9 protein-coding genes and 1 other RNA gene are annotated in these 14454 nt (G+C 39.4%); 2 read left to right on the top strand and 8 right to left on the bottom strand.

The window, feature by feature from the left end; all coding sequences use genetic code 11:
* Window positions 1–67 precede the first annotated feature (67 nt).
* The 6 genes from ABMA78_RS08525 to ABMA78_RS08500 form a co-directional block, all read right to left on the bottom strand.
* Window positions 68–1114 carry a tyrosine-type recombinase/integrase gene (locus ABMA78_RS08525; RefSeq protein WP_392858972.1) on the bottom strand — a complete coding sequence of 349 codons (1047 nt, stop codon included), beginning with the start codon at window positions 1112–1114 and terminating at the stop codon, window positions 68–70.
* Window positions 1115–1126: 12 nt separating this feature from the next.
* On the bottom strand, window positions 1127–1507 hold the full coding sequence (locus ABMA78_RS08520) for a helix-turn-helix domain-containing protein (protein WP_392858970.1): 381 nt from the start codon (window positions 1505–1507) through the stop codon (window positions 1127–1129).
* A gap of 292 nt (window positions 1508–1799) precedes the next feature.
* Window positions 1800–2167, bottom strand: a transfer-messenger RNA (tmRNA) gene (ssrA, locus tag ABMA78_RS08515).
* Window positions 2168–2286: 119 nt separating this feature from the next.
* On the bottom strand, window positions 2287–2751 hold the full coding sequence (locus ABMA78_RS08510) for a hypothetical protein (RefSeq protein WP_392858968.1): 465 nt from the start codon (window positions 2749–2751) through the stop codon (window positions 2287–2289).
* Window positions 2752–3216: 465 nt separating this feature from the next.
* Window positions 3217–3798: a pyroglutamyl-peptidase I gene (locus ABMA78_RS08505; protein WP_392858965.1), complete on the bottom strand. Its 582-nt coding sequence runs from the start codon at window positions 3796–3798 to the stop codon at window positions 3217–3219.
* Between the two features lie 10 nt (window positions 3799–3808).
* Complete coding sequence (locus ABMA78_RS08500; RefSeq protein ID WP_392858963.1) at window positions 3809–4624, bottom strand: hypothetical protein; 816 nt, start codon at window positions 4622–4624, stop codon at window positions 3809–3811.
* Between the two features lie 113 nt (window positions 4625–4737).
* Between ABMA78_RS08500 and ABMA78_RS08495 the strand changes: the two genes are divergently transcribed.
* Both ABMA78_RS08495 and ABMA78_RS08490 read left to right on the top strand, forming a co-directional pair.
* On the top strand, window positions 4738–5514 hold the full coding sequence (locus tag ABMA78_RS08495) for a hypothetical protein (protein ID WP_392858960.1): 777 nt from the start codon (window positions 4738–4740) through the stop codon (window positions 5512–5514).
* Window positions 5514–6689 carry a hypothetical protein gene (locus ABMA78_RS08490; RefSeq protein ID WP_392858958.1) on the top strand — a complete coding sequence of 392 codons (1176 nt, stop codon included), beginning with the start codon at window positions 5514–5516 and terminating at the stop codon, window positions 6687–6689. The genes ABMA78_RS08495 and ABMA78_RS08490 overlap by 1 nt, the downstream gene beginning before the upstream one ends.
* Before the next feature lie 53 nt (window positions 6690–6742).
* Here ABMA78_RS08490 and ABMA78_RS08485 read toward each other — a convergent pair whose 3' ends face one another.
* Together ABMA78_RS08485 and ABMA78_RS08480 are read right to left on the bottom strand one after the other, a co-directional pair.
* Window positions 6743–10507: a hypothetical protein gene (locus ABMA78_RS08485; RefSeq protein WP_392858955.1), complete on the bottom strand. Its 3765-nt coding sequence runs from the start codon at window positions 10505–10507 to the stop codon at window positions 6743–6745.
* Window positions 10508–10705: 198 nt separating this feature from the next.
* Window positions 10706–14383, bottom strand: a complete 3678-nt coding sequence (locus ABMA78_RS08480) for a hypothetical protein (protein ID WP_392858953.1) — start codon at window positions 14381–14383, stop codon at window positions 10706–10708.
* Window positions 14384–14454 lie beyond the last annotated feature (71 nt).

Below are 14454 nucleotides of genomic sequence, written 5' to 3'. Positions count from 1 at the left end.
ATCTTTTACTTATGAAGCTACCTATATAGTTGCATATAAAATTTAATATAATCATATTTCGTATCTCTTATATAAAATTAAGGTCATTAGTTATCCCCTTAATATTAATCCCAGACTTGCGAATATAAATCTGCATCGTCTTCAAATCCTTCCAGCCTCCCATGGACATAACCTTAATGGGCTCAATCCCTTTAGAGAGCATGATCGTGGCCCAAGATGCCCGAAGATCATGGAAGCGAATAAGAGGTAGATTTAATTCTTTTAAGAAGTCTTTTAATGGCTTTGCCTGAGTGCCTGTTTCCCAATCCCTAATCCTTGGAAGTACAAACTCCCCTTCTTTATTTTCGTAAAGTTCTTTGATGACAGGCATAAGGCTTGGAGCAATTTCAACGACTCTGTCGTCTCCCGACTTAGTAGTCTTAAGGCCATTAATTTTATTCCAAGAATGGGTGATATAGATAAGTCGATTTTGAAAATCGACGTTCTCCCACTTAAGAGCATATAGTTCACCGTTACGAAGTCCTGTGTAGCAAGCCACAGCCCAGACAGGAAACCATTCATGGTTTCTTTCTTTTGCTTCTCGTAGAAGAATCTTTATTTCTTCTTCCTTAAGCATTTTTTTGATTTTCTCGTTCTTTTTAAATTTAAGTCTAGGGCAAGGATCGCGATAAATGATGTCGTGCTCAACTGCGTACCTAAAGACGGCTCGTAGATACTTAAGCATACTTTTTCGATGGGCCTCAGAAAACTTTGCACAGTCATCTAAGATGAAATCTCTAATTTCAGAAGTACTAAATTCGTTAATTCTTTTCTTTCCCCAAATATGAAAGGTATTGGCCTTTATACATTGCTCGTAATTTTTGAGCGTGTTCTTAGCGATTCCACAATTGGCGTAGTAGTCTAAAAACTTCTCGACTAGATCAGGCCAAAGAGGATGAAGGTTCTCGTTAAACTTCTCCCCCATTTTGATAATTAATTCTTTGTATACCCTTTCCGCTTCATACTTAGTCTTAATTCCCTGACGCCTTATGCTTTTAGATTGCTTCGTTACAGGATGTCTTCTGTGGTACGTGACCACGTAATGTTTCTTTTCTCTGTCGTATTTAATTCCCATTGCGACCTCCACTTAACCTATGAAGGTATTCAAAAAAGCTTTAACAGCTCTTAGTTTAGATGGCTCAAGCCTTTTAATTATTTCGATACACTCGCCACGCATATTCTCAGGAAGAATAATATCGCCGTGGAGCATCTTCTCGAATTCTTCATAGCTGTAACCGTAAACATCAAGGTAGCTTGCAATGATTGGTTTGGTGAGATCTCGCCTTCCATTTTCAGAATGACTAACCGTAGACTCTGAGATTCCCATGATTCTGCCTACGGCCCTGACTGATAAATTTCGTGACTCTCTAAGATACTTAAGAAGTTTCCCTTCTCTCGTTTCGACCTTGAGATCGCATCTTCTGTTCTTTTTCTTTGTCTGTTTTTTCTCGTTTTTCTTGGCCGTCATAACTACTCCTTTTGTGTAAAAACGCCGTTTAAGTAGCCCAAACCGATACACTGAGTAGTTGTTTAAAATCAGAAACTTAACTGCATTTTTTAGGCATTTTTTGGCATTTTGCTACACTGTATAGTTCATCAAAAATGCTATAGCCAAAATGTTAGCCACAAATAGCCACATCAAGACAATTTGAGACAAGTTAAGACAGGTCAAAGTGTCTGATAAAAACGCAAGTTACTGTAATTAAGTAGCTGATTTTAATAATGTTTAAGGAAAGAGGGCTTCCACCACCGGAATCCGATGGTGGAGGTGGTGGGAATCGAACCCACGTCCGAAATAGCGTCTTGATAGCGGCCTACGTGCGTAGTCTTCATTTATCGTCAGAAGACAAGACTGTCCGTGATACGTGACCTCGGCAAACCCCGGTGAGTGATTAACGAGATGCCCCGGCAGGCTCGAAACCTAGTTAACCAGCAGATTCAACTGGATTGCTACATTCTGTTTCTTGGCAGTAGCGCCTCACAAGACTAATCCTAATTAATTAGGCAGCCATTGGCATTGCATAATCGTCTGCAATTAACGGTGGACTCCTTTTTACCAGGACCGTGGAGACCAACCTGGACACGCCCGGATACCTGTCAACCATCCCGTCGAAACCAGGGCACCCCCATTAGATTTTGACTTGCGGATATTTGGAACAAATATACGTAAGCGGCAGTATAGCACAGCATTTCAAAAGTGGAAAGAGATCGGTTCAGAGTTTTTTCGCTGCGCGAGATTATCTCACATTATTTCTCAATTTTCTGAGACTTGTAATTACACAAGTCCACAAGTAACTGGGAAACAAAGAGATAAAGAAACCCACTAAAAAGTGAAGCACTTACCGCCAAGGCCATTCCCAATTCAAAATTTGTACCCTTCAGAGCAAGACAATAAAAAGTTATACCTGCAACAGTAATCGCACCAACAATATGTGAAACGCCAGCATAATATTCTAGTAAATCCAATAGTGAACGAACTTGATTAAATTGGGTTATTTTTCCAACACTAACCCCACTCTCATGTCCTAATATTGAATTGTAAATGAGGCCAAATATTGAAACGATAATCATAAATGCAACGAGAAAGAATAAGATTGAAATGCTTATGCTAAACTTCCCCTGTAAATAATTAATTGAATAGAAATATCCTAGTACTGGTGAGAGTAAAAGGCATGGCCATAAATATAAGCTCGTTTTATTTGAAAATTTCATTCTCTGTTTCCTAGTCTCTAAATTGAGGTCTTCCAAAATTTACTTGTAACTCTTTAAAATAATCCTCAAATTCTTCATAGAGTCTCCCTCGTAAATATTGAATTTAACGAAAGCTACTCCAATCTCATCTCAAAAACGAAATATTCCCAAATTGAAATAGAAACAATTTTAAGTGAAATAATTGATGAGTTCTATAGACTTGGATAGCCAGAAAAAGCAAAACCCCGTAAAAACGGGGTTCTGATTTGGTCAATTGTAGAAATCCTTTCAGGGACGTCTATAAAGCGAGTGTATCATAATTTTGACCGAGGTTCCACTTTCTCCTCCCAATGATGGGAGTTCAAGGAGAAAGTCATGGATGACTTATGGTCAATTGTAGAAATCATAATCTATGTAGTTAAAATTATTTTAATCTTACGGAAATTGTGATTTCGGGGGCGTAGTGAAAACTGCGCCCTTTTAAATTTAGTGATTAAGCACCGCCAAAATCACCTCAAGCGCCTCAACCTGATCATTGAGTCCCATGGTCTCAAAACTTGGAAGATGAACGAAGCCGGCCTTGGCGCGCATCTTTTTTTCTTCAATTATGTGGCGAATGCCATAGAAGACGTGATTGCACACGAAGCGTCCGCAGTCGCGAGAGATGGCCACGGGAATTTGCGCCGCAAGAAGGGCGTCTTCAATCTCCCCTATAGGAAGAGTGGAATCGAGAGTTGCAGCTGCTCCCTCAAAGATCACTTCGTTTACGGGGCAATTGCCTTCGTTGTCTGGGATGCTTGCATCGTTTAGGTTGTGAGCGAGGACTTCGAGGTTTACTTCCTGGGCCTTTTCGTTAAGGCCAAAGCAGATGATATAGTCGGGATTTAAAAAGAAGGCCTCCTTCTTTAAGATGGCCAAGCTCTTTTCAAAAACTGTGGGTAGAATTAATTTGTGAACCTCAAGGTGTGAGAAGTTGGCCGTGGTCGCCTCCACCACTTCCCCACTTGGGTTAATGAGATTATTTCCAAAGGCATCAAAACCTGTGATTAAAACTTTCTTTGCTCTCATATCATAAATCTCAGTATGCCACGTACTCTAACTTAAATCCCCACGCCTCTTCATCAATATTTGTGCGTGGATAGATTGAGTTATTCTTTTCACTATACGAAGTCTCACAACGTCCCTCACTCACCTCATCCATCGTCAGAAAATTTGTGCGAATGACACTTCCATCTTTTGTGGAGATGGCAAGTTCAGCTGCGCCGTAATGAAAGACAATCTCCGAATCTTTATAATTAATCTCAAGAAGGTTTTGCGTCACATACTTTTTGCCAAGTACCTTCACATCGGTGCGATAAATCATGTACTGATCCATCACAAAGAAATTATCACCTGATAAGATCATCTTACGAAATGAATCTTCCTCCGTTGTATAAGCGCCACTGCACTTATAAAGCGTGTTGATTTCAAATTTCCCACCAAGGTTTTTTAGCACGACTTTGCCTTCTCGATTTCGAGTCATGGTATGCCCAAGGTAGAGATAGGCCATGCAATCACCATCTGTAGAGATCGCTCCGGTATAACTTGTGGTTAAATCTCCAGGGTGGCGTGACTTTAGAAGATCTGCTGAAAGGCCACAATTATAAACCTCATCCTTCATTTGATAATCTTGATAACAGACATCCACTTGATGCTTTAGGGCCTTTAAGTAGTTAAGCTTCTGGCCAACACTTGTGCGAAACTTGGCCTGGCCTTCGGCGTCTTCGGGATAAAATGTCTTTTGAAGCTCGGCCTTAAGATCACTTTTGTAAGTGTCTGCGATGGCCTCAAGATTTGAGCAGTTATTTGCGTAAGAGCTAAGACTTAAAGTTGCGATTAGGATTATTTTTTTCATAGGAATATCCTCCCAAATTCTGATCCCATCGCCTAATAAAAACTTATGACATCTAATGACATATCAAGTACTTACCCTATCAATATATTCGAACAGATTCCGATAAGAAGTATGTGAAGAAATATGTAATTTCAATACTTTTACTCCTCTTAATGCTACTTAATGCCACGGCCTCTGCATTAGATGCTGCCCTATTAAGTAGTGCCCAAGAAATTATAAAAAAGCACGGTATTGAAGATGGCCTAACGAGCGAAGAGAAGTTTAATGCCTATATCGTCTTAGCATTTGAGCTTGAAACCTACGGCCACTTAGACAAGGCCATAAGCTTCTATGAAAAGGCCCAAAAACTTAAACCTAAAAAAGTTGACCCATTAGAGTTAGAAACATCCTACCTCTTTGCGCTTTATAAATTCGATCAGGCCAAGGCCAAGAGCTATTTTCAGTCATATCAAAAAGCGATTGCTTCCTCTATAGATTCCGATAAAGACGAGATTCTGCGTTTTTGGAAGAATGTCTTTTCTAATTCAAAACAAATTCAAAGTGGATTCTATGGCCAATTCTTTAAAGATAAGAATGTCAAAGAACTCATGGCCAAGAAGAAATACTCAAAGGCCCTAGCTCTTAGAAATCCTTCAGGACTAGAACATGCAAATATAAATGCCAAGCTTGAATACGACACTCTTTCACGTCTAAAGGGTAAAAAGCATGGCTTCTACTGTGAGCAAATGCTTAAAGAGTTTCCAAATTCCTACGCGGTCTCGATGGAGATCTGTCGCTATTTAAAATCAGGAAAGCTAAAACATAAGGGATTAGATGAGTTAATTGAAAGAGCAAAGAAAGAAGCTCCTGCTCTGGTGCATATAGCCTCTGCTCTTAAGGATATTAAGTAATGAAGTTACTGGTATCCATTTTCTTTCTCATTTCTTTACTAGCTCTCGGCTCGTGTAACCAAGCAGGACTAGGAGCTGTTACGGCGGTAAAAAATCTTATCACAACTCCTTATCGTGGAGCGAAGTCGGCCATTAGTAATTATCAATACAATCAAATTAAAAGCGCTGAGGAAACCAAGAGACTTTCATTTCAGCAACATGTACAACTTCTGTCATCTGAACAAGTGGATTGTCAGCGTCCGACAAGAGAAACAGCTTTTGAAGACTTTGGGAATATCCTTAAAGAAGTTCGCCAGCAGGTTTGTTCGTGTAAGAGTTGGGGAAGCTGCACAAGTGAGACTTGCTCATGTGAAACCCTATGTCCAAATAACTTTGATATTTTCAAAAGACGCGATCCCATAATTGAAAATAGCAAAATAAATAATTCAATGGCCTTTAGAAACTACGATTCCATCACATTATCAGATATTGAAGGGACTCAGGGGTATTGCTGGGGACATGCTTCTCTAACATCAAAGTTTAATCGCCTTGCCTTCTTTGATGGCAGTAAGAAAGAAGCTCGCGCTAACTTGGATGCTGCTCCAGATTCAAAAGAGCGCAAAGAATCCCTTGAATACTACAAGAAGATTATTGATGATATTGCCGATAATAAAGTTCGAAAAATCCCTGGTTTTAATAACCTTTTTGAGCTCTCATATCACCCAGACCTTCAATCATATCTTGCCACAAAAATGTCAAAAGAGTGGGCCAACAAGGCCATGACTTTTCAAGGCCTAAAGACAACATTGTCAACGTCACCAATGAAGCGTGAAGATTCTCAAAAGCTACTTGAGGATATAAAGAAGAAAATTGATAATAACCAACAGCCACAACTTGTCTTCACAAGAAAAGAAAGCGCTGGTTTTACTCATACAACCCTAATTTCTGATTATCGAATCGTCGATGGAAATATCGAACTTTGCGTACGAGACAACGACAACGAACCTTTTTTAAATCATATGTGTCACAATAGAATTAAAATCAATGAGAATGGCGGCCTTTACTACAACTTTCCAAATTGGGGAGAGCTTGGAGGAGCGACAATCGCTCACAATGATAATGCTGATGCTGCTGTTCAATTTCATGAGTTAAGAAGTCATTGTGCAAGTGAAAAAGATTGTCCACTAAATGAATAAAAAAAGACCCCTTGGACGAGGGGTCTAATTTTAATTATAAATTTCTTTGATTCTTATTTTGCTTTTACATCGATTACTTTACTTTGTAGTAATTCGCCTTTGTAAGAAACATCGACTTTAAACTTAAGTTTGTCGTCTTTTGTCTTTTTCTTAAACTTGTAAGTTAGGGCACCAGTTGCTGTTACACCGCGACCAGGAGCTGCAACCTTAGTTGATCCCTTCTTAAGTTCAACAAACTTATCCCCTTCTAGTACACTGATTGCAACATCGTAGCTTCCAGGAACAAAGTCACGTAGACCAGTTAGTTTTACTTTTACATCGTGGCTTCTAAACTTACAGTTAAATAGACCTAGCGTACACTTGCGATCCTTAACCTTGTCATCAAAATCAAGGGCAACTTGAACTTCTGGGTTAACCACAACGTTTGCATTGAATGTTGCAATTTCAGTGTAGCTTCCACTTAGCTCATCACCTGGGTAAGTTAACTCGATCTTCATTTCGATATCTGATCCTGGGCGAGCGTTATTTGCAACCTTAGCTTGGATAACATCAGTTAGTTCAATTTGTGCTTGTGCAGGTAGAACTCTTAGGTTTGCACGAGAGTTTACGATCTCAACATTTGAAGTCGCTGCTACAACTTTTGCACTGATTGCCCCACGGTTTGAAGCAAGCTTTCCGAAGTTTACAAGCCCAAGTCCGACAGAGAATTTTCCGTCTTGAGTTAGACCTTTTGCATCTTCAGTTTTAACACTTGTTTGTGCTGCTTGGTTTAGGCGAACAACAGCGTTACTAGCAAATAGCTTCTTTGCTTGTGACTTACCTAGAGCAAGCATTTCTTCTTTAGCTGCTTGGATATTCTCATCAAATCCAGCTTCCTGGCCATCGGCCGCACCATTTTTGAATGCAACCCCTTCACCTTCTAAGCGAGCTTCAGCAAAGGCAGTCTTGTAGGCCTTGTCGAAACCTTTTTGCGTTTCGGCCCCAAAGTTACCAGCGGCAGCTTCATCACGAGAACTCTCAAAGAAGTCCACGTAGCCTGCGAAGTAAGTATCTTTGTGACTAACATTAAATTCAGCTTTATAAGCGGCATCGTAAGAAGCACCACATGCTTTCTTGAACTCATTAACACCTTTGTAAACATCAAAACAATTTTTGAAATCTTCATCGATATCGATACGAGTTGGCGCAGTGTACGCATACTGAGGAAGCGCTTTTGTTTTTGCACGATCATTTTCATAAGATTCGATCTCTCTTTGCGTTTTTGCGATCTCTTGATCAACTTTAGAGTTGAAAGCTGAGCTTAAAGACTCAGGAGACGCTTTGTATTCAGGAGCGATAAAATCTAATGCTTCAAAAGCTGGTGAAACAAATTCTTGTGCCAATGAGAAGGCTTTCTCTAAGAAAAGGCTTCCGTTAACACTATTTGATAACATTACTCTATTTGTTGGTTTATTAGAGAAAGTCTCGCTCTTAACTTGCTCATATCCTTTTGGAAATTCTTGTGACTTTGCTAAGCTCTTGGCCTTTGCAACACCAGCTTCATACCCTTTTGCAAAACCTTCATCATAGCTTGCTTGAGAATTAACACCGGCCTCATACCCCTTTGTAAGACCATCTTCTTTTCCATCCACAAGTCCCGCAAGGTAGCCACGTAGCTCACCTAGCTTCTTCCCGTTGGCACTTCCAAAGAAGTTTGCATCTTCTTGGACATCAGCGCTTGCCTTGTACTCTCCTGCTGTTGCACCAGCGGCTTCCCCTTGAGAAGCTCCAAGAGCTTTTGCATCTCTTTCGTATTGAACGTAAAGGTTACTACGGCTTTGGTAAGCTTGGTATTTCTCATTTGTGATATCTTCAAGATCACTTGCAACAGTGTCTGCTCTTGCAAATTCTTCTTCTTTCACAAGCTTATCTTCTAATAGACGGCCTCTTTCACTTTCAAGATCTGCAATGCGATCTTCGTTACTTGCCATCTGTGATCTTTTCGATGCGATCACACTAGAGTTTTGCATGATTCGCTGAGATGAATCAGCGATGATATTTTGGTTAGCAACAAGTCTTTCACTTCTTGCCTGAGATTCTTCTTCAAGCTCAAGTCTTGTTACGTGAAGAGAATCAAGACGATCAACAAGTAGCTTGATATCTGATTCAACCACTGAAAGTCTTCTTTGGTATGAATCGCGCTCGGCCACAAGTGCCTTTTGTGTATTTCTAAGTGAGCCAACTTCACGACGTTGAGTCTCAAATTGATTCTTTTCGCGATTAAGCTCATTTCTAAACTTCTTAAGATCAGAGTCGATTAGAGCAACTCTTTGTGTCGCTTTTTGCTTTTGATCTCTAAGAGAAGCAATATCACCCTCAAGGCGTTTGATATCTGACTTCACCTGAGCAAGCTTAGCTTGTGCCTTATCAAGAGTTGACTTCGCTGATACTTGAGCAGTCTTAGCAGAGTTAAGTTCACTCTTAGCAGAAGCAAGTCTTTGCTTAAGTTTTTCAAGCTGAGGTGCCGCTTGTGCGATCTCGGCCTCAACGGCCTTGATATCTTGACGAAGATTTCTAACTTCACCTTTTTTCGTATTAACTTCAGACTCAAGGATAGCAATCTTATTGCTTCCACCATTGATTGTATTTTGCGCCTTTGCAATCTTCTTATTAAGTTGCTCAAGATCAGCAACAACTTTTGCTAGGCGTGTTTTCGTTTGTTGAATTTTATCTCTTAGGATTTTACGACGCTCTCTAAGATTCTTGATCTGGTTAGCATTACCACGGTCATTACGATCACCGGCCATTAAATCCTTAAGGGCCTGCTCTACTTGTACCATTTCAGCTTCTAGAACCGATCTCTTGTTATCAAGATTAGTCTTTTGAGAAGCAAGAGTTCCTCTTTCTGATTTAAGGCCATCAATTTGTGACTTAGCACTCTCTAATTCACTCTTTGCTTTTTCAAGCTCACTTGTCTTTGCCGACAGGGCCGTTTGAGCAGAGCTTAATTGAGACTGAAGATTACTTCTCTTTTGAACAAGAGGCTTAACAGCTTGTTCTTGCTTTGAGATTTTATTTTCGATTTGAGTAACTTTGGCCTGGGCCTCACTAACTTGTGTATTTGCAGCTTGAAGCTTTGAGCGAGCACTTGTTACTTGTGACTCAAAAGTTGAAACCTTTGACGTTGCTTGGGCAAGGTCTTGTTTCTTTGATTTCATTTCTTCTTGGATCTTTGGAAGCTTGATATTTAAGCGGTCACGCTCATCAATTGCTTTTGAGATATTTGATTCTAGGGATTTGATTTGATTTCTTGTTCGATCTAATTTCTTTTGAGCATTGCCCAGGCGATCATCATTTGTTCTAAGGCTAGAGAGAACTGAATCAAGGGCACGCCTTAGGTTGCGGGCCGTATTTCGAGGGCCAGCAAGCTCAGATTCTGTGCGATTGATATCGCTATTTACGTCACCGAGTGAATCAGCAAGTCTTTGAAGCTCTTGCTCAAGTCCTTGGTTTTCAAAACTTAACTCAGAGATTGTTGTCTCTAGGTTTATATTCTGTGCATTTAAATCTGAAACAACAGCGATGGCCTCTTCGATTTCTCTCTTAGAGATCGAGATCTCACTTCCGTTGGCCTCAAGTCTGGCCGCTAGCTCATGGATAAGATCACTGATTTGAGTGGCAGACATTCTGGCCGCATCACTTTGGGATTTTGCTGAGTTGTAAGAGCTTAGGTAGGTGCGGTAATCAATCTCGTCTGGTAATCCCGCATGTGCACTGGCCGCCATGGCCATAACTGACAATAAAACAACTTTTCTGCTTAGTGCATTTGATCTCATCATGATTCCCTCTCCTTTTGATCACTTTGATAAGAAGTGTTTTATAATTCCCTTTTGAAAATGTTGAGAGTGCTTCAAAAAGAAATTAATTTATTGAGGCGATTGTAAGTTTTTATCAGAAAATGACATTATGATTTGAAATATTTACAAGATTTAAAGGCCAAAAAGGCCCACCTATTTACTAAGTGGGCCCTTTTGACATTACTTCACTTTAACATTGAAAACTTTGGTATGCAGTACGCTCCCCTTATAGAGGACATCCATTTTGAATTTTAACTCTTTTCCACCGGCCTTCTCTTTAAACTTGTAAGTGAACTTACCTGATTCAATTTTCCCTTGGCCTGGAACTGGCATTTTTGCAGCTGTCTCGTTTAATTCAAGGTACTTACCGCCTTCTAGAACTTCTAGTTTTACATCAAACTCACCAGGAATATTGTCGCGAATCCCCTTAAGTTGGAACTTAATATCGTGCGATTTATACTTGCAAACTAGCCAACACTTTCCATATTCAACAGTCTCATCAAAGGCAACTGCATATCTGATATCTGGATTAGGCAGAACAACTGATTTAAACGTCGTCACCTCTGTGTACTTATCCTTCAGGCTGTCACCTGGATAAGTAAGCTCAATATCCATCGTTACAATAGAGCCAGGTCTCGCATTATTGGCAATCTTTGCAAAGATAACGTCTTTTAGATCAATCTTTGTTTCAGCAGGAAGTTCTGCTAGATTCACCTTCTTGTCAAAGACTTCAACGTTATCACTTGTTGAGATAACCTTAGCAGAGATAACACCCTTCTCACTTGCCATCATTCCGAAGTTAACAAGGCCAAGCCCAACTCCAAAATTACTATCTTGAGCAAGTCCTCTAGGATCACCACTTGTTAAGATAGCTCCTCTAGATTTATCAACTCTGACAACGGCCTGCTCTTGGAACAGGGCCTCACCTTTCATTTTCCCTTCAATTGCCATTTGCTCACGAAGTTCTCCAAGGTTCTCCTCTTCAGCTAGAAGTGCACCATCTTTCTTTCCGTTTTCAAATGCAACTCTTTGACCTTCAATCATTGCATCACCAAATCCATAACGGTGACCACGATCAAGACCTTGCTTATGAGTCTCTGGATGATCATTAGTTCTCGCTTCTTCTCTAGCATCAACAAATAGTTGATCATACTCTTCAAAGTAAACCTTACGGTGTGAAGCTAAGAATTCTTGGTCATAAATTTCATGATAAGACTCTTCACAAATTGTTCTTAGTTCTTCGACTTCTTTGTAAACTTTTTGACAACGAAGCTTCGCCTTCCCTTCAGTAATCTCAGTCGGTGCTGTGTAAACATATTCTGCACTTCCCTTAATCTCTTCAGTATTGCTTATTAGGGCCTCAATTTCATTTTCAATACGAACAATCTCTTCTTCATATGTTTCTTTTGAATCACCTAGATCAAAAGGTACGTGATCTGAGTGGTCATCATTAGCAGTGCTATCTTCATCAAGACCTGCAAGATAAGGCATCTCAGAAGACCCCATAAAGAATTCTCTTTCTTGAACCTTATTTGTCAGAACCACATGATTACTTGGAAGAACAGACATCTTTAATTCTTTTGCTTCCGTAAAGGCCGCATGAAAGTCTTCTTCCATAGCAACTTTCTTAGCGTTCTGTAGTCCGATTGCATATCCTTCGTGATGGCCAAGATCATAATCTTCTTGAGAGTTCACACCTTGGTTATAACCATCAGTCTTCCCTTGCTCTAGACCTTCCCCTAGACCAATAAGGTAGCTATCAAGCTCACCAACATTTTGCCCATTCATGCCACCATACTTATTAGCATCGGCCAATGCATCAGCAGATGCTGTTTCTGAACCGATACTTGCACCATCAGTGATTGCATCAACTTGTCCGAGAACTTTTGATTCACTCACATATTCATTGTATAGGTTTTGACGAGTCTCATACTGAATACGAGTATCCTGAGTTGTTTGCTCTAACTCATTAGCTCTTGCTTCAGAAATAACGAGAGTGTCTTCTGTATTCGTTTTTCTAAGCGTAAGCTCAGCATTTTCTTTTTCAAGTTTTTCAACAAATTCTTGACCAGCTTTTAACTCAGCTTGATTTTCAACGATGGCAGCAGTATTCGTTCTAAGACGAGAACGAGTTGTCACGATTTCATCAACAAGCTCAGACTTTCTCTTCTCTTTAGTCGATACAATAACGTTTAACTCTTCATTTCTCTTATGTGCATCTTCAGACATTTTTTGAGTTTCAAAGATTTTGTCATTGATACCTGAAACCTTCTTCTGTTGTAGGTCACGTTTTGCTTCAAGAGTCGTGTGATTTCTTGCAAGCTTGCCAGAGTTCACTTCAGTTTCAACTAATAAATTTTGAGTCTTAAGATGGTCATCTTTTAATTCTTTAAGAGACACTTGAGCAACTCTTAGCTTATCTTTAGCAAGAAGCTCTTTCTTTCTAAGGGCGTCTCTCTCTTCATTTAGGACTTCAATCTCTCCATTCACAAGTCTAAGCTGATGCTTTACCTCTTCGTATTCTGTAATCGAGGCACCAAGATCATCTTGCGAGCGCTTTAGCTCAAGCTTTGCTTCTGCTAAAGAAGCTTCAAGCTGCTTAAATCTTGGAGCAGCTCTAATGATCCTCTCATCAACTGCAACAAGAAGAGACTCTTGATATCTAAGTTTCTTCTCAGCACTTTCATATTGCTTCTCAAGGTGCATTAATTTTAATCCACCATCTTTAAGCTTATATTCAACAACTGAGAGCTTTCTCTTAATAACATCATGCTCATCATCTAAAATCTTAATCTCACCTTCTACTTCAAGCTTCTTGGCTAAAAGATCCTTTCTTTGAGAGGCTTGATCATCTCCCAATTGTAGTAAGTCGATTTCGATTTTTTCTAATTCATGTTTTTTGATTGTTTGATCAGCGTCGATTCTTTCCATCTCAGCTTTATATGCACTTGATTCAACTTTTAATGAATCCATCACTTCTTGGTACTTAATTAGTGCAACATGTGATTTTGCATATTCTTTCTTTTCGACACTGATATTAGAAAGAATTGTATCTCTCTTTCTCAGTAAAGGACGAATTGAGCTTGTTTGCTCATTATATTCAATATTGATATCTTCAGCTCTTAGCTTTGCTGCACGAAAGATTTCTCTCTTTCTTACAATAAAAGTATCAAGCTTTTCCATTTCTAATTCTAAAGGTCTCACTTTTGGAGCCACTAGATCGAGCTTTTTCTTATTAGCAGATACTTTCTTTAAAACACTGCTATAATCTTTCGTTAGGCTCTTTACTTCAACTGCTTTATTTTCAGTTTGTTTGCTTAAGAGTGTCACTCTTGCCTTTAGAGAAATAAGCTTATCCTTATTCTCTTTGCTAAGAGCTGTATTGGCCTCTAGCTCGGCCAGTGTTTCTTTTAAAATTGATTGCTCAACTTCAACACTCTTCTTTAAAGATGTTAGCATGGCCTCATTATTATTAATGATAACTCTACCTTCACTAAGCTCTTTCTTAACAGAAGCTAAGATTTCTTCAACCTGCCCCTGCTCTCTAACTAATTCACTTAAGTTAACTTCAAGAATTTCACTCTCTCCGCTTAACTCATCGATCATAGCAGTAGCATCAGCAACGATCTTCTTCGTTAACTCAAGATCATGAGTGTTTACTTCAAGCATCTCTGTCATCTTTAAGATTTCAGATTTAAGCTCTTCAACTTTGAATTTTGCTGATTGACTTTGAGTTTTTGAATTATCATAAAGCTTTGAATACTTCTGATAATCGATCTCATCCGGTAATGTTGCATGTGAAGCAACGGCCATAAGTGATAAAATAACTAATTTTTTACTAATTCCGATTGAACTCATATTCTCCCCTTCTTCTTAAAGATCAAAAGACTAACTTAATGCACAAAAAAAAGCCCATTGGTATAACCAAC

The organism is Halobacteriovorax sp. RZ-2 (assembly GCF_043196685.1).
In the GTDB taxonomy this organism is placed as follows: Bacteria; Bdellovibrionota; Bacteriovoracia; order Bacteriovoracales; family Bacteriovoracaceae; genus Halobacteriovorax_A.
The sequence above is the reverse complement of the archived record's forward strand: the minus strand, read 5'-3'. Positions and strand labels throughout refer to the sequence as shown.